This is a genomic window from Longimonas halophila (assembly GCF_002554705.1).
GTDB lineage: Bacteria > Bacteroidota > Rhodothermia > Rhodothermales > Salinibacteraceae > Longimonas > Longimonas halophila.
Window position 1 is genome coordinate 21,548 of sequence record NZ_PDEP01000014.1, and the last position, 16,916, is coordinate 38,463.

General features: G+C 60.2%; 15 protein-coding genes. 4 read left to right on the forward strand and 11 right to left on the reverse strand.

Annotated features, from left to right (window positions below; genetic code table 11):
• Nucleotides 1-47 precede the first annotated feature (47 nt).
• On the forward strand, nt 48-857 hold the full coding sequence (locus tag CRI93_RS12915) for a queuosine precursor transporter (RefSeq protein ID WP_245850521.1): 810 nt from the start codon (nt 48-50) through the stop codon (nt 855-857).
• A gap of 25 nt (nt 858-882) precedes the next feature.
• Here CRI93_RS12915 and CRI93_RS12920 read toward each other — a convergent pair whose 3' ends face one another.
• The 7 genes from CRI93_RS12920 to bshB1 all read right to left on the reverse strand — a co-directional run bounded on the left by CRI93_RS12920 (nt 883) and on the right by bshB1 (nt 8,381).
• On the reverse strand, nt 883-2,526 hold the full coding sequence (locus tag CRI93_RS12920) for an ABC transporter substrate-binding protein (RefSeq protein WP_245850523.1): 1,644 nt from the start codon (nt 2,524-2,526) through the stop codon (nt 883-885).
• Between the two features lie 81 nt (nt 2,527-2,607).
• The gene (gene guaA, locus CRI93_RS12925) at nt 2,608-4,188 is read right to left on the reverse strand and encodes a glutamine-hydrolyzing GMP synthase (RefSeq protein ID WP_217992548.1); all 1,581 of its coding nucleotides are present in this window, start codon (nt 4,186-4,188) and stop codon (nt 2,608-2,610) included.
• Nucleotides 4,189-4,234: 46 nt separating this feature from the next.
• A complete protein-coding gene (gene gcvH / locus CRI93_RS12930; protein ID WP_098063063.1) occupies nt 4,235-4,612 on the reverse strand; it encodes a glycine cleavage system protein GcvH in 378 nt (125 codons plus the stop codon).
• Between the two features lie 92 nt (nt 4,613-4,704).
• Nucleotides 4,705-6,057: an acetyl-CoA carboxylase biotin carboxylase subunit gene (gene accC, locus CRI93_RS12935; protein ID WP_098063064.1), complete on the reverse strand. Its 1,353-nt coding sequence runs from the start codon at nt 6,055-6,057 to the stop codon at nt 4,705-4,707.
• 113 nt (nt 6,058-6,170) lie between these two features.
• A complete protein-coding gene (gene accB, locus CRI93_RS12940) occupies nt 6,171-6,743 on the reverse strand; it encodes an acetyl-CoA carboxylase biotin carboxyl carrier protein (protein WP_098063065.1) in 573 nt (190 codons plus the stop codon).
• 70 nt (nt 6,744-6,813) lie between these two features.
• Complete coding sequence (gene efp, locus CRI93_RS12945; RefSeq protein WP_098063066.1) at nt 6,814-7,383, reverse strand: elongation factor P; 570 nt, start codon at nt 7,381-7,383, stop codon at nt 6,814-6,816.
• Nucleotides 7,384-7,616: 233 nt separating this feature from the next.
• Nucleotides 7,617-8,381, reverse strand: a complete 765-nt coding sequence (gene bshB1, locus CRI93_RS12950) for a bacillithiol biosynthesis deacetylase BshB1 (protein WP_098063067.1) — start codon at nt 8,379-8,381, stop codon at nt 7,617-7,619.
• A gap of 178 nt (nt 8,382-8,559) precedes the next feature.
• Here bshB1 and CRI93_RS12955 point away from each other — a divergent pair, with 178 nt between their 5' ends.
• Nucleotides 8,560-8,814, forward strand: coding sequence for a hypothetical protein (locus tag CRI93_RS12955; RefSeq protein ID WP_098063068.1), 255 nt, complete (start codon nt 8,560-8,562; stop codon nt 8,812-8,814).
• A gap of 191 nt (nt 8,815-9,005) precedes the next feature.
• On the opposite strand, the gene leuS is transcribed toward CRI93_RS12955, so the two are convergent.
• Complete coding sequence (leuS, locus tag CRI93_RS12960) at nt 9,006-11,615, reverse strand: leucine--tRNA ligase (protein ID WP_098063069.1); 2,610 nt, start codon at nt 11,613-11,615, stop codon at nt 9,006-9,008.
• 109 nt (nt 11,616-11,724) lie between these two features.
• Nucleotides 11,725-12,891, reverse strand: a complete 1,167-nt coding sequence (locus CRI93_RS12965; RefSeq protein WP_098063070.1) for a phosphopentomutase — start codon at nt 12,889-12,891, stop codon at nt 11,725-11,727.
• Between the two features lie 274 nt (nt 12,892-13,165).
• Here CRI93_RS12965 and CRI93_RS12970 point away from each other — a divergent pair, with 274 nt between their 5' ends.
• A complete protein-coding gene (locus tag CRI93_RS12970) occupies nt 13,166-13,855 on the forward strand; it encodes a phasin family protein (protein ID WP_098063071.1) in 690 nt (229 codons plus the stop codon).
• Nucleotides 13,856-13,903: 48 nt separating this feature from the next.
• Here CRI93_RS12970 and CRI93_RS15200 read toward each other — a convergent pair whose 3' ends face one another.
• Together CRI93_RS15200 and CRI93_RS12975 are read right to left on the reverse strand one after the other, a co-directional pair.
• Nucleotides 13,904-14,113 carry a hypothetical protein gene (locus CRI93_RS15200; RefSeq protein ID WP_141491709.1) on the reverse strand — a complete coding sequence of 70 codons (210 nt, stop codon included), beginning with the start codon at nt 14,111-14,113 and terminating at the stop codon, nt 13,904-13,906.
• A gap of 34 nt (nt 14,114-14,147) precedes the next feature.
• Nucleotides 14,148-15,812 (reverse strand): S41 family peptidase, encoded by a 1,665-nt coding sequence (locus CRI93_RS12975; RefSeq protein ID WP_098063072.1) that lies wholly within the window; start codon nt 15,810-15,812, stop codon nt 14,148-14,150.
• 485 nt (nt 15,813-16,297) lie between these two features.
• Between CRI93_RS12975 and CRI93_RS15205 the strand changes: the two genes are divergently transcribed.
• Entirely contained in the window at nt 16,298-16,876 is a 579-nt protein-coding gene (locus CRI93_RS15205) for a hypothetical protein (RefSeq protein ID WP_141491710.1), read from the forward strand.
• Nucleotides 16,877-16,916 lie beyond the last annotated feature (40 nt).

Here is a 16,916-nt window from a genome sequence, read left to right on the forward strand (position 1 = left end):
AGCTACAGTGAAGCTACCATATCCGTTTTAAACCTGTTCTTGCCGCCGTGCCCGTGCCCGACGTGTCTGATACGCCTCCGCCCAGCGACTTTTCATCTGCAGATCCTGATGCGCTTCGCGAATCCACCACCACGCGCGCCGAAGTGGCGTTCCTGATGCTCGCTGGGGTCTTCATCGGCGCGCTGGTCATGACCAACGCCATTGCCGGGAAGTTCTTCGTCTTGTTTGGCCAAGAGCTTTCAGCGGGCATTATTGCGTATCCGGTCACGTTCTTGGTGACGGATCTCATCTCGGAGCTCTATGGCCGCAAGCGTGCGAGCACGGTGGTCGGCGTGGGGTTTGTTGTGAGCGTGTTTGTGACGCTCGTGGTGTGGATTGCGGCGCAGGCTCCGGTCTACGACGCCTCGCCCGTATCGCAAGAGGCGTTCGACATGGTCTTCGGGCTGATGCCGGGCATTGTGCTGGGCTCGATGATCGCGTACCTTACCGCGCAGTACATTGACGTGCAGATTTACGAAGGACTGCGCACGCTCACCAGCGGCAAGTACATGTGGATCCGCAACAACGGCTCTACCTTCTTTAGCCAACTGGTGGATACGACGATGGTCGTGACCATTGCGCTGGTCTGGTGGCCGCAGATCGATGGCAATCCGCAGACCGAAGCGCTGGCGTGGTCGACCTGGCAAGGCATTGTGTTTGGGCAGTACGTGTTCAAGCTTGGTATTGCTGCGCTTGACACACCGGTGCTCTATGCTTGCGTATACGCGCTTCGCCGCTGGATTGCGAACGACCCAAATGCCACACTGTCTGTATCTTCCGCAAAGCGCACGCCCGAGCAGTCCGCCGTACACACGTAGCTGCTACGCGCGCGATGGCTGGCGGCTACTGCACACGCTCCAGCCGGTTATTGCGATACCGGTGGATGAACAATCCCTGGTTGATGTTGCCCTGACTAAAGTCAATGCGGATGCCCAGCCCCTCGTATAGCGCAGCTCTCCGCAGCATATCGGGACGGATACGCGTTGACGACGCGTCCAATCCGTTCAGCAGATAGTCGGTCACGTCGTGCCCGGTATAGGCCAAGCGACGAATGATGGGCGTATCCGCATCGGGTGAGGTGCCGGTAAGAATCTCGTAGTTGCGCACGAAGTCTTGCACCTCAGGCCGCGTGGTGTTTACGTAAAAGTCGTTCGTGTACGTGGCGGTGAACTTGCTGGCCTCGTTCTCGATGCCCAGATTGTGCCACTCAGCATTGCCCAGCGCCCGTATCCCCAAACGCATGCGCTCCAGCCCCACCAGCGCCTCCTGAATGCGTCCGCCCGCATTGCGTCCGGTAAACGGTAAGTATATAGCCTCGGCGGCGGTCATCATCGAGTCGGTGATGGTGCTGTCGGACCGTATGGCGGTGGGCAGACTTGCCCACGCACGGGGCGTTTCGACCTCGTATGTAAAGGGGATGTTCATGCCGATAGAGCGCGCCTCTTCGCGAAAGCCATTGGCCATGCGCTGGCTCAGATCGCGTCCACGCTCATAAACGATGGCCGTAGACCCGATGAGCAGACTCTCAGCGGCATAGCGCGCCATCGCCCGGCCTCGCATTTCAATCGACGGGTTCGCCTGAAAGACGTACCTACGCCCTGCTGATACGCTCGCCTCTGTGGCCAGTGGCGCAACGAACACCACCCCGGCCTCCTCAGCCGCCGCTCCAGCAATTTGGGCCTGCCGACTGTAAAACGGCCCCACGATGACATCAACTTGATCCATGCGCACCAGCGAGTCGACCGCCGCACGTAGTGATTGCTCGGTACCAGACTCGCCGGTATGAAACTGGCGCACATGCATCTTCGCCGCCCGACGTGGCCGTCCAACTTGCTCGGTAACCGCTTGCAGCGAATCGACTACGATGGTGTCGCGCGGCGTGGTGAACACGGCAGAGCCGTCGTTCTCCGCCCGTTCGTCATCGAACAAGTCGGAAGTATCGTGGACGGTCACATCGTCGGCCTGGTTGCTCAGTTCAGGCGGCAGCACATAGCGGCGCTGCACACCGTTGTGGCGGTCTACCGCCAGGCGCACGCCGTTGAAGAAGGCCTGCGAGCGGGCGGCCTCTTCGCCCTCCAGGTTGAGCATCAGACCAATGCGGAGCGTATCCGGGGCCGATTGGCCGTCTTGCAGCCCGTCACGCGCATAGCTGATGATCTGGTTGGCCTGCCCTCGATACGTGGTGTCGGGGTAACGGTCGAGTAGCGTTTCCAGAATGGAGATGGCATCGTCGTAACGCCCGGCGCGGTAGAGCGCCCGCCCGCCCATGAGCAGCGCTGCTGTCGTCTTTTGATGCAGCGGATACTCGACGGTGGCCCGAAAGCGCCGGTAGGCTTCGGTGTAATCTCCGTCCTCAAAGGCGGCCAGCCCCTCTTCAAAGAGCAGTTCGGCGTCCTCATTTTCAGGAATCTCGTCGTTTTGCTGCGCCATGGCTCCAGGCGCCAGGCCCACCAGCAGCACAAGCAGAATAGGAATCCAACGCCACATAATCGGTCTCATCTCGATGATCAGCAGTGCGATAGGAGCAACAGGCGTTGGGAACGCGCCCTACAAGGGATACGCCAGGCGCTACTCCCACTCGATGGTTCCCGGCGGTTTCGAAGTGATGTCGTACGTGGCCCGGTTGATGCCGCGCACCTCATTGACGATACGGTTGGCCGTGTGCCCGAGCATATCGTGGGGCAGATGCGCCCAGTCGGCGGTCATGCCGTCCACGCTCGTCACCGCGCGCAGAGCGCATACATGCTCGTAGGTGCGTTCGTCGCCCATTACGCCCACCGTTTGCACGGGGAGCAGCACCGCAAGCGCCTGCCACACCTCGTCGTACAGATCATGAGCGCGTAGTTCCTCAATAAAAATGGCATCGGCCGCACGCACGGTAGCCAGGCGCTCGCGGGTCACTTCGCCCATAATGCGAATGGCCAGCCCCGGTCCCGGAAACGGATGCCGGTTTACAATCGACGACGGCACGTTCAGCAGCTCGCCAATGGCGCGCACTTCGTCTTTGAACAGCTCGCGGAACGGCTCCAGCAGCTCAAATCCAAGCTCTTCAGGCAGCCCGCCCACGTTGTGGTGCGTCTTGATGGTGACTGACGGCCCCTTGAACGACACGCTCTCAATCACATCCGGGTACAGCGTACCCTGTGCTAAGAACGCAGGACGCGTGCCCAGGTCCTGGGCCAGCGCATCGGTTTCGGCGGTAAATACGTCGATGAAGGTGTTGCCGATGCGCGTGCGCTTCTCTTCGGGATCGTCGACGCCTTCAAGCGCATCCAGAAAGCGGTCGCTGGCGTCTACCGCACGCAGGTCCATGTTAAAGTGGCCGCGAAAGGTATCTTGCACCTGCATCCACTCACCCTTACGCAGCAGTCCGTTGTTGACAAAGATGCAGTGGAGCTGGTCGCCAATGGCTTTGTGCAGCAGCGCGGCGGCCACCGAAGAATCGACACCGCCCGAGAGGCCCAAAATGACGTGCTGATCGCCTACCTGCTCACGGAGTGCCTCTACCTGCGTCTCCACAAACGACGCGGGCGACCACGCCCCTTCGCATCCGCAAATACGCAGCGCAAAGTTTTCGAGCAGCTGCGCGCCGTAGTCCGTATGCACCACCTCGGGATGAAACTGCACGCCAAAGTGCGGCCTGTCGGTGTGGCGCACGGCTGCGATCGGGGCATTTTCGGTGCGCGCCAGCACAGTGTAGCCATCGGGGAGCGCGGTGAGGTGGTCGCCGTGGCTCATCCACACGGTTGAGCCGTCGGGGATGCCTTCGAGCAGGGCGTCGGTACGGGTCTCGTTGGGGATGCGCAGGGTGGCACGCCCAAACTCGCGGCGTTCGGCACCTTCTACGGCTCCGCCTGCGATGTGAGCCATCGACTGCAACCCGTAGCAGATGCCCAGTACGGGCACCGGGCTGCCATCATCGCGGGTCAGGCGCAAGAGCTCCGGGTCGAGCTCCGGCGCATAGTCGTCGTAGACCGAGCACGGCCCGCCCGACAGGATGACGCCATCGGGGTTAAGGGCAGCAAGCTCATCTGTGGGACGTGTACACGGGTGGATTTCGGAGTAGACCCCGGCCTCGCGGATGCGGCGCGCAATGAGCTGGGTATACTGCGACCCGTAATCGACGATCAGAATGCGCTCTTCGGTCATTCGGCAAGACATCTATGGGAAAAAGGAATTGCAAGAACCGGTCGGATTACGCCACCTGGGCGTATTCCTCGGCATCCAGCAAGTCGTCGAGTTCGCTTTCGTCTTCAAGTTCGATGACGACCATCCAGCCGTCGCCATACGGATCTTCGTTGACCTGTTCAGGAGCGCCTTCGAGACTGTCATTCACCTCAGTGATGGTGCCCGACATGGGCATAAACAGCTCGGACACCGTTTTCACGGCTTCCACGGTGCCGTACACGTCGCCCGCAGAGAGCTCGGTGCCTTCGGGGTCCAGTTCAACGAACACAATGTCGCCCAACTCGCCCTCGGCAAAGTCGGTGATGCCGACGGTGGCGGTGCCGTCGTCGTTGAGGCGCAGCCATTCGTGGTCTTCAGTGTAGTACAGGTCGCTGGGGTAACTCATAGCGGAGGCATGGGTTAGAGGGAAACGAAGCATCGGCACAGATTCGCATGCGTCGATGCCAGAAGATGGTGAATGTACGTGATTGGAGCACGCTATGCGTTCGGGTCGAACGTAAACGTCTCCATAAACTGGGTATCGAACGTGCCCGCCTTGAAGTCTTCGTTCTCCAGCAGTTGCTGATGGAACGGAATCGTGGTTTTTACGCCTTCGATCACAAACTCATCGAGGGCCCGCTTCATGCGCTTGATGGCGCGCTCGCGCGTGTCGGCATGCACAATGAGCTTGGCGATCATCGAGTCGTAGTGCGGCGGGATACGATAACCGGTGTAGGCGTGCGTATCGACGCGCACACCCAGTCCGCCCGGCTGGTGGAACGCCGTAATCGTGCCGGGCGAGGGACTGAACTTACGCGCCGGGTCTTCCGCGTTGATTCGGCACTCGATGGAATGCCCCCGCAGCGGACTCTCGGTGCGGGTCACCGTCTCGCCCATGGCCACCTGAATCTGGTGTTCGATGATGTCGCAGTCGGTGACTTCTTCGGTGACGGGGTGCTCGACCTGGATGCGCGTGTTCATCTCCATGAAGTAGAAGTTCTTCTCGGCATCCACCAGAAACTCGATGGTGCCGGCCCCGGCGTAGTTGAGTGCGGCAGCGCCCTGGGTGGCCGCTTCGCCCATGCGGGCACGCAGTTCGTCGTCTACGATGGGAGACGGGGCTTCTTCGAGCAGCTTCTGGTGGCGGCGCTGGATGGAGCATTCGCGCTCGCCGTAATGCATCACATTGCCCTTGCCATCGCCCAGCAGTTGAATCTCGATGTGGCGCGGGTTCATGACGCACTTTTCGAGATACATATCGGGATTACCAAAAGCAGCGTCGGCCTCGGAGCGAGCGCCTTCGTAGCGCTGCTCAAAGTTCTCCGGCTCACGCACCAAACGCATACCGCGTCCGCCGCCCCCCGCACTGGCTTTCACCATCACCGGATAGCCAATTTCGTCGGCCAGGCGTTTGCCTTCTTCCATGGACGGCAGGATGCCGTCGGAGCCCGGCACCACAGGCACACCCGCCTCAGCCATGGTCTTCTTCGCCTGGCTTTTCTCGCCCATCAGGCGGATGGTTTCGGCTCGCGGCCCGATGAACGTGATGTCGTGGTCGGAGCAGATCTGGCTGAACTCGGCGTTTTCGGAGAGGAAGCCGTAACCGGGGTGAATGGCATCGGCACCGGTGACTTCGGCAGCGGCGATGATGCGATCGGGCCGCAGGTAGCTCTCCCCTGACGAGGGCGGGCCGATGCATACAGCTTCATCGGCAAAGCGGACGTGGAGCGAGTCGGCATCGGCGGTAGAGTATACCGCGACCGTGCGCAGCCCCATTTCGTGGCAGGTGCGAATGATGCGAAGGGCAATTTCGCCGCGGTTGGCGATCAGTACTTTCTTCAAAACAGGCAGGCAGCATCAGATGAGCAGGCAGGCGATCGGCAGGACACGCCCAGCGCATCCCCAAAACAAGGATAGCAACCGAGCGCAGACGCGTGGCGTGGCAGCCGTATGGCGAGATGCGTTTAACTTTGATCCACAATAAAGAGCGGCTGGTCAAACTCGACCGGTTCGGCATCTTCCACCAGAATTTCTTTGATAACGCCCGGTGTTTCGCACTCAATTTCGTTCATCAGTTTCATGGCCTCAATGATGCAGAGCACATCGCCTTCACCCACGCGGTCGCCTTCAGCAATGAACGGATCGGAGTCGGGCGAGGGGGCGCGGTAGAACGTGCCCACGATGGGCGCCTTCACGAGAATCTCGTTGGCCCCGAGTTCGCCATCGTCGTCCTCTGCATCAGTGTCGGGCGCGGGGGCACTGTCCGAGGTGGAAGGGCTTGCAGCGGGCGCGCTGGTTTCCGGCGCAGGGGCGGGCTGTTGCGGTTGTGGAGCCTGCGGCTGCTGGGGTTGCGGCGCGTATTGCGGCTGCTGAGGCATGCCATAGCCATGCATGGGCGGGCTATACGACGGCTGCATCATCACCGTAGGGCCGTTCTGGCGAATGGTGATTTTGAAGTCGTCTTCTTCCACTTCCACTTCCGCCACACCGCTCTCGGCGACCATCTGCAGAAGCTCTTGAATCTTGGACAGTTTCATACGTTCGGGGGCTGGGTGAGACAAACGATGCGAACAGAGCGTGGGGCCCTGCTGGGACACGTTGCTGGGGTTAGGCCGATTCGACCCGGGTTTCGTACTCGCCGGTCTGGGTATTCACGCGTACGGTATCGCCCTCGTTAATGAAGAGCGGCACATCGACAGTGGCACCACTTTCGAGCGTGGCCGGCTTCGAGCCGCCTTGCGCGGTGTTGCCTTTTACACCCGGCGTCGTTTCGACGACCTCCAAATCCATTTTCTGCGGGATGTCGGTGCGCAGCGGCTCTTCGGTATCCGTTCGGAATAGGATGTCGACCTCGGCTCCTTCCTTCAGGTACTCGCGCCCGTCAATCCGCTCGGGCGGAATCGAAAATTGCTCGTACGTCGTGGTGTTCATGAAGTGCAGGCCCAGGTCGTCCTCGTACAAGAACTGGTGGGACCGCTTCTCTACGCGCACTTCCTCTACCTTCTCGCCCGCGCGGAACGTGTTGTCGAGTTCGCGCCCGTCGCGCACGTTCTTGAGCGTGGTGCGCACAAACGCACCGCCTTTACCGGGCTTTACGTGCAGAAAGTCGACGATCTGCCACAGGTCATCCTTCCAGATGAACGTAAGGCCGTTTCGGAAATCACTGGTACTGGTCATCGAAAGGTTTCACGTTGCCGTTCTTGAATAGCGAGCCGAACGCGTCCAGATGTTCGGTAGGCCCTGTATCTACAAAGCCCGTCTCCGGTTCGTTCGTAGCGCGTGCCGTAACGCGTGGCCGCAATATAGCGCAGCGGGCCCCTTTGTGTCAACGTGCTGCGTATGAGCATCAGACGTATATGGGTGACGCGTGGTTAATTTGTTGCAGAAATGGGAGGCTCAGGGGTGTTCTGTTACCGGAAAGGCCGCTCAATAGAGAGCGCCTGGGGTAGATCGCGCACACCCACCGGGCCTTGATAGTACAGCAAGGGCTCGCCGTACGTAGCGCCAATGCGATACCCGTAGGTGCGCGCTCGGGCTTCCACCCACTTGAAGAAGGTCGGATTCGAAATGTACGTCTCGGGCTCATCAGGGTCGGGCTCGTAGTCGGGATTGTAGAACTGCGACTCGAACGCCTGCAGCGCCTCAATGCGCTGTGCCCACACGTCCGACACGTCGAGTACGAACGTCGGCTCGAAGGGCACTGCCTGCATGTAGTGCAGAATGTGATGCGGACGCCACGGCTCTTGCACCTCGCCGTTGGCATTAGTCGTCTCAATTTTGCGTAGTCCGCTGTAGTAGAGCGCATCTTTTGCAAGCTCAGATGCCGCACAGTGGTCAGGGTGACGGCACTCAGGCGCGTTGATGAGCACAATGTCGGGGCGGTACCGGCGAATCCGCTCGATAAGACGGCGGCGCGTAGCAGGCGTGTTCTCGATGTTGCCATCGGGCAGTTTCAGATTGTCGCGGTCGGCAAGTCCCATAATGTGAGACGCCGCCTTGGCCTCCTCCTGCCGCTGCTCCGGCGTACCCCGCGACCCCAACTCACCACGAGTAAAATCTACCACAGCAGTGGTATAACCTTGCTGCGCCAGGGTACAAATGGTGCCCCCAGCACAAAGCTCCACGTCGTCGGGATGGGCAGCAAGTGCTAAGACATCAACGGTTTTATCTTTCATGGGGGACGGCGTGGGTATGTGGCATGGTTTTAGGTTGTGTAATGGGGTGCGTAGCGCAGTGCTTCAGTGAGCACTGGTTGTGTACATCCGTATGTTCGTTTGCTGTACGAACGCTTCGCCACTGCGCGTACGTTTTGTACAAGTCACTTACTCAATTGCCTTAGCTTATTTTTGCACTATGAATACCAGCCCAAACGATTCCTCTTCTCCTGACGGCAACCGTGAGTTTGGAATGCCCTTCCGCCCGTCAGACACTTCGGAGACGCCCATGTCGGAGAGCACCTGGGCGGTTGGCATGCGCTTGTACTGCCAGGCCTGGGATGCGTACCGCGAAGCAGGCATGCCCTTCGGCTCCTCCGACGAGGCTATGATCATCTGGTACACCTTCCGCACCGACGAAGACTTCGACCTGCGTACCGTTTGCCCAAATTAGCCCGCATTGGGAATCTCGGCGCGAGCTGTGCGCCATCGGGTAGCGGACCCCGCATCATTGGTCTCGATCGCTGCCGCCTCCGATAGTTACCAAGGGATACGAACCGCAATGATCGTTGCAGGGCCTCTGCCGCATCCTGGCATTGGCCCTGCTGTTGTTGACGGGAGCTACGACTCGGGCCGTGCGGGAGCTCAGTTCACCACAAAGTTGATGATACGCCCCGGCACGTAGATTTCGCGACGTACATTACCCTCGTCCAGGTAGCGCGCTACGTTGTCATCGGTGCGGGCGGTGCTGAGGGCCTCTTCCTCGGGCGCGTCGGGCGCCACCTCGATGGTGCCGCGCACGGTGCCGTTCACCTGCACCGCCACTTCGACCACCTCGCGCTTCAGATGATCTTCGTTGAACGCAGGCCAGTCGGCGCGGGCAATGCTTTCGTCGTGGCCCAGGCGCGCCCACAGCTCTTCGGCAATGTGCGGCGCAAACGGGCTAAGCAACTTCACGAACGGCTCGGCAATGGATTGCGGCACGGCCTCCCACTTGTTCGCAGCGTTCACAAACTCCATCATCTTGGCAATGGCCGTGTTGAAGCTGAGCGCCTCAACGTCATCAGTCACCTTCTGGATCGTCTCGTGCAGCACGCGGAGCTGCTCGCGGCTTGGGTCCTTGTCTACAACCTGCGCCTCCCCCTGTGTGTCAATGATGAGGCGCCACACGCGGCCCAGAAAGCGGTACACGCCATCCACATCGGAGGTGCTCCACGGCTTCACCTGCTCCAGCGGCCCCATAAACATCTCGTAGAGGCGCAGCGCGTCGGCGCCGTACTCGTCGATCACGTCGTCGGGGTTTACGACGTTGCCACGGCTTTTGCTCATCTTGTGCGAGCGGGCATCCACGCGGACCTCCGGGTGCGCCATTAGCACAAAATGGTCATCGTCTTTCTGAATGTCTTCCTGCTCCACAGGTTGGGGGGTCACGTCAGCCCCGGTGCGGGTATCGGTGCCCTCGTCTACGTGCTCGGCAGAGACATATGCGCCGTCGGCGTCTACATACGCGGTATATTCGGTTTCGCCCAAGATGAGCCCCTGGTGCACCAGCGTCTGAAACGGCTCCTGTGTTGACACCACTCCGGCATCGTACAGCACCTTGTGCCAGAAGCGGGCATAAAGCAGGTGCAGCACCGCGTGCTCGGCCCCGCCCACGTACAGATCAACCGGCATCCAGTAGGCTTCCTTCTCGGGGTCAACCAGCTGCTCGTCGTTGTGCGGATCGATGAACCGCAGGAAGTACCAGCACGAGCCGGCCCACTGCGGCATGGTGTTGGTTTCGCGCCGGGCGGGTTGGCCGGTGGCCGGATCCGTCGTTTCAACCCAGTCGTTGAGGGCGCCGAGCGGACTTAAAGCGGCGTCTTGCTCCAGAATCTCGTTGTAGGAGTCGATGGCGGGCAGCTCCACCGGCAGATCGTTCGCAGGCACCGGCTTGGCCTCGCCATCCACATGGATGATGGGGAACGGCTCGCCCCAGTAGCGCTGCCGGCTAAAGAGCCAGTCGCGCAGCTTGTAGTTGATGGTCGCTGCGCCGTGGCCGTGCTCCTCCAGCCAATCGGTGATGCGGTCCTTCGCCGCTTCCACGTCGAGTCCGTTCAAGAAGCCGCTGTTGATGGCCGGTCCATCGCCGGTGTACGCATCGCCGTCGAAGTCCTCGGGCGGCTGCACCGTACGAATGATGGGCAGATCGTACTTCTCGGCAAAGGCCCAGTCGCGGTCGTCCTGTCCGGGCACCGCCATAATCGCGCCGGTGCCATACGAGGCCAGCACGTAGTCGGCCACCCAGATTGGAATCTCCTTTCCATTCACCGGATTGATCGCGTATCCCCCGGTAGGCACACCTGTCTTTTCTTTCTGAAGCTCGGTGCGCTCCAGTTCGCTTTTTTTCTGAGCCTGCTGGCGGTACTCGGCCACGGCGTCGGCGTGCTCCTCGGTCGTAATCTCATCCACCAGTGGGTGCTCGGGCGCCAGCACCATGTAGGTAGCCCCAAAGAGCGTATCGGGACGCGTAGTAAAGACCTCCAGCTCGTCGTTGTGATTGGCAAGGGGGAAGCGGACGGTAGCACCTTCGGAGCGGCCAATCCAGTTGCGCTGCATCTGCTTGGTGCTGTCGGGCCAGTCGAGGTCGTCAAGCCCCTCCAGCAGCCGCTCGGCGTAGTCCGTAATCTTGAGAATCCACTGACGCATGGGCACGCGCTCACAGGGGTATCCGCCCCGCTCGCTTTTGCCGTCGATGACCTCCTCGTTGGCAAGCACCGTACCCAGCTCTTCGCACCACCACACGGGCACCTCGGCCTGATAGGCAAGGCCGCGCTCATGCAGTTTCAGGAAGATCCACTGCGTCCACTTGTAGTAATCGGGGTCGGTCGTGTTAATTTCGCGCTCCCAGTCGTACGAGAAGCCGAGGCGCTTCAACTGACTCCGAAAGTTGGCGATGTTGCGCTCCGTCGTATCGCGCGGGTGCGTGCCGGTTTTGACGGCATACTGCTCCGCCGGCAGCCCAAACGCATCCCACCCCATCGGGTGCAGCACGTTTACGCCCTGCATGCGCTTGTAGCGTGCCACAATATCGGTCGCCGTATAGCCTTCAGGATGCCCCACATGGAGCCCAGCCCCGCTGGGGTACGGAAACATGTCGAGCACATAGCATTTTTCGGCGTCAGGATCGACGTCTTCGGGCGTGCGGAAGGTCTGATGCTCCGCCCAGTAGCGCTGCCACTTGGGCTCGATTTCGTCGAAGGGATATGCAGGCATAGAACGCGAAAACAGGTGGATTCGTCGGCAAAAACAACACGACAGCCCAACGACTGCCGTGTCCGGAAGGTTCGTCCATGGTGCAGGCCCGTTTAGGCAGATGTGGGGGCTAAAACACCGTGCCGTGGGTCTGGAACGGCACGTCAAAGTAGTTCGCCACGGTGGCGGCGTGGTCGGCAAAGGTGGAGCGGAGCCCGAGTGCGCGGCCGTGGGCCTCGGGACGCACCACCAGCAGCGGCACAAACTCGCGGCTGTGATCGGTGCTCGGCGTGGTAGGGTCATTGCCATGGTCGGCGGTAATGACGAGCACGCCGTCGTTGGGAAGGGCGTTGAGCAGATCGGGGAGTGCCGCGTCGAACGCCTCAAGCGCCTGCGCAAAGCCTTTGGGGTCGTTGCGATGCCCGTAGTCCTGGTCAAAGTCGACCAGATTGGTCCAGATGAACGTGGGCGGCGCATTCTCCTGACACGCCTGTAGAGCTGCTTTAGTAGCTGCAATACCTTCCGCGTTGGAGGAGGTCTTCGTCATCGTGTCGAAGCCCGTCCGCGCAAACAAGTCGGCGACTTTGCCAATCGACACGGTGCGTACATCGTGCTCCTGCAGCACGTCTTGCAGCGGCGGCGTATCGGGGCGAGACGCGAAGTCTTTGCGTTCCTCCGAAATGCGCGTGTAGTTGCCCGGTGTGCCCACGAACGGGCGCGCAATGACGCGGCCCACACCATGCGTGCCGGTGCAGACCTTTGTACGGGCCACCTTGCAGAGGCGGTAGAGCTCCTCCAGTGGAATCACATCTTTATGTGCGGCAATCTGGAAGACGCTGTCGGCAGAGGTGTACACGATGGGCGCACCCGTCTTCTCATGCTCAGGCCCCAACTCCTCGATGATGACCGTGCCCGACTCCGGACGGTTGCCGAGCACGCCGCCCACGCCGCCATGCCGCTTGAACGCGTCGATGACCTCGGGCGGAAAGCCGTCGGGATACGTCGGAAAGGGCTGCTCCAGGTGCAGGCCTGCAATTTCCCAGTGACCGGTAGTGCTGTCCTTGCCTGCGGAGATCTCCTGCATCCGACCGTAGTCGGCAGCGGGCTGCGCCACGCGGGGCACGCCGGCAAGGTCGGCCACATGGCCCAGTCCGAGCGCCGTTAGATGAGGCAGGTCGGGCTGTTCGGCGGCGCAGACGTGGCCCAGGGTGTGGCTGCCCCGGTCGCCGTAGTCATCAGCATCGGGCTGAGCGCCTATGCCCACACCGTCGAGTACAATCGTTGCAAAACAGGCCATACAGATTACGGTCAGATCATTTAGTGGAGAGCGAAACCACCCGCATGCTCAGGCGGCATCGTTCGGATGCGCAGCCCCGCGCATTGTTCGGACGATCTGGTTTTGTGATGCCACATCGTGCACCTTCTGTGAATACGACCTGTTGCATCCCCGAAAATAACGCGCCGCGTTATAAACTGGAACCTGTGACGCGATGCGTTATAAACAGCAATGAGCATTCTGGTTTTGCTCTATTGCATCTATGCACACAACAACCTCTTCGAGGTGATTGATTATGGCTACCGACGAAAAAGAACGCTCTGCATCCGCTAAAAAACCCATTGACTTTAGCAAGCTACCCGACGAGCTTGTGGAACGCGGCCGCGACGTGTGGTTGGCCGGACTGGGCGCGCTCTCGCGCGTTGAAGAAGAAGGCGATCGTGTCTTTCAGGATCTGGTGAAGCGCGGCAAGTCGTACGAAAAGAAGCGCCGCAAGCAGTTCGACGAAACCACGAGCGAAATCAACAGCGAGATTAACAAGCAGCAGGAGTCGATCTCAGACGAGTTCAACCGTCGTTTCGACGACGTGTCGCGCCGCGTATCCGACGCTGCCCAGACCGTTGAGAAAACGGTGACGTCGACGCTGAACGACACGCTGGGCCGCCTGGGTGTGCCCACCCGTGAGGAGGTACAGGGGCTCTCCAGCAAGGTGGGACAGCTTTCCGAAAAGCTCGACGCGCTCTCGGCCATGCTCGACCAGCAGGCCGCTGGGACTACGCCGGTCTTCCACGTGACCTATCACGACGACGAGTGGGCGCTCTTGCAGGAAGGGGCCGAGGCTCCGCTGCAGTCGTTCGATACGAAGAAGGAAGCGGTTGACGCTGCCCGCGATGCCGCCAAGGCACATGCCCCCAGCCGCCTGGTCATCCAGAAGCAAGACGGCGCGATCCAAGAAACGATCAGCTACGACGAAGACGACGCATAAATGCAGCTCCATGCGTCCACGAGCGCCGGAGTTGTCTTTCCATTAGGCTCACCGCCTGTCCTGCACATAGCCGGGGCAGGCGGTTTTCTTTGAGGTAGCGGTAGTGCTAAATGATGAAGGAAATGAGCCGGTAGCTGTAGACTGGAAACGCCGCCCGGCCTGAACGTCTCCGGCGGCGCGATATGCGTATCTCTCGGGATACGCACGGCGGCGGTCGTCTTCAAACGTAAAGCGCCGCGGCTCCCAGCAGGCAGCCACGGCGCAGCGTATGTTCTTAGACCGATACAGGAAGCTATTCACGCCCAGCGGCGTGATAGGCTGCCAGTTCTTCGGCGTTGCCCCAGAGCGAGAGCGCCTCACGATACACCGGGTCTGTTTCATTTAACGTAGGCCGGGCCGCCCGCAGTCCATACAGCTGGCGTGCCAGGTACGCTTTCAAGCGCAGTTGTATCTCATCTTCGCTACGCGCTTTCTCAGCTTCTGAAAACACGCCTTCTCCGGGCTCCACCTCCTCGTCGTTGGTCGTGTAGGAAACGCCCTGCTCTTTTGTGAAGTCCCAGAACGCGGTAACGAGCGAGTCGGGCGTGGCGAATTCATTCAAGAATGCCTGCGAGTCGTCGCCCCAGGTAGAGCGCATCTGCTGCTCATTACGCATGAACCAGTCACGCGTAAAGGCGAAGTCCATGTTGATGGCCGAAACGAAGTTCGTGAGGCTGGTCGTGTCGGGCTGTACAACGACATCGGGCATAATGCCGCCCCCACCGAACACGGTGCGTCCGTGGGTGGTGTTGTACATGAGCGAATCGGGAATGCTCTCTTTGTACTCTTCCGGGTGGAACGTCGCATTCTGCTGATCTTCCATCATCCGCTCAACATACTGCTCCTGATCGCCCTGTTCATACGGTGTCTGGATAAGGCGTCCCGCAGGTGTGTAGTAGCGCCCCACCGTCATCTGCAAGAGGCTGCCATCGTCCAGTTCAAACTGCTTCTGGATGAGCGCTTTTCCAAAGGTTCGCTGGCCCACAACGAGGGCGCGATCATGGTCTTGTAGCGCTCCTGACACAATCTCGCTGGCGGAAGCCGAACCTTGATTGACCAGCACAATAATGGGATTATCTTCGAGACTACCGCCTCCTTCGGACTGGAAGCGCGAGTTCATCGTGCGCTCGCGGCCTCGCGTTTCCACGATGGTCAGCCCCTCGTCGAGCATTTCGTCGGCAATATCAACCGCTGAGCGCATCACGCCTCCGGGATTTCCGCGCAGGTCCAAGATCAGCCGCTCCATGCCTTCGTCTTTCAGCACGCCCACCTCTTCCATGAACTCCTCGTGGGTGGTCATTGCGAAGCGGTCGATCTTAACGTAGCCGGTGCGGTCGTTTACCATGTACGATGTATTGATAGATCGCATCGGGATCTCATCGCGCTCGATGGCAAACTCATACCGTTGATCGGCCAGTGGGCGATACACGGTAATATTAACGGTCGTGCCTACTTCGCCTTTCAAACGGTCCTGGATACCGTTGGTACCAATGCCCACCGCCGACTCGTCTTCGATCTCTACGATACGGTCGCCCCCCATAATGCCAAGGCGTTCGCTCGGTCCATCGGCAATGGGCGAGATGACGCGCGCGGTGTCTTCCACCATTTCGAACATTACCCCGATGCCGCCAAACGAGCCCCGGTAGGTGTCCTGGACACCTTGCACCTCTTCAGCCGGAATATAGCTCGAGTGCGGATCAAGTGCCTCCAGCATGCCCTCGATTCCTTCTTCGGCTAAGTCTTGCGACTCAACCGGATCCACGTACTGTCGAGTGATGATTACAAACGAGCGCTCCAGCTTCTGAAGCTGCTCGTAGACGCTTTCGTCTGAGGTAAAGGAGTTAACCTGTACGCCGAGCACAATACCCAGCAGAACCAGGCCAATTGCGGGGAGCACATAGTGTGTTATACGTCTCATAAAGGGGCGGCCTTACGGCATAAACGGAATCGATACGCGCTGTGCATACGTCCTTCGTTGAAGGGCTCCTGCCAAAGGAGCTTACTTAGAACCTGTTTTGATTTCTTAATTTGGGCTACGAGCGGCTCCGCTGGGCTGCAACGAGTCCCCGATTTCGGCCCGTAGCCCCAGCTACGAACCTCTATCGTGGTCCTCGTTTCGCTCCAGCGGCGCTCGCTCTCGCCTTCAAACCAAAACCCAAACAGGCTCTTACTGCCATCGCCTGAGCTAAGCCTGGGCGGCAGCAATTTACAGAAGCTGTATGCACGTTCATGTTGTAAGATGCACGCCCGTGGTTGTTGCGCTCCTGATGCAGTTTGTGCAAACGTGGACGACCCTGTTACGGTGTGCCTGAACCAAACAACCGGCTGTGGCGGTGCAATAGCTTCCCGCATACTCCTTCAATTTGCGGGGCACTTTCTTCCATCCAGCGACGGCTGCTTCCCATGCCTAAGCATGTTTCGGATTATTACTACATTTTCGACGGACGCAGCGGGCGCCCGGTCATCGTAGACCGCTCCAGCGGCATTCGGGCACGCGAGGCCCCTTCCGATGTACAGCCCGGCTGCATGCCAGTCGCTGAACATGTGCTGCACCAACAGGGTCCAGTCCCCATTCGAGCATTTGCCTGCTGGTGTGCGCAGCAGACCTGGGCGCCTAACCCACCGCCGGAGACATGCCAGCCGCTGTGGCACGCCGCGCGAGGCGTAGCAACGGGAGCCCCGCTCCAAACACTTCGCGACGCACGCTCGCAGTCGAACGAAGCGGCTGTACTCGCTGCCGCTGTCGGCATGCCGCGCCGCCGTCCTCGTGCCGCGCAACTCCTGGCCGCGCGCAGTTGCACTGAACCCGATGTGCTGGCTGCCGCTCACGATGCGATGCATATGAGCACACGCTGGGCCGAGTTTACCCATGACGCCTCCGATGCGGCCATCTGTGCCATGCACAAGCGGCATCTCAACGCGCTCCTCGATGCCCTCAACGGCACTGCCCCATTCCAGCAGCCCGCATTTTTGCACGCATAGCGCCATCTTGCATGCGTCGCTCATCTTCTCCCGTAGGCTC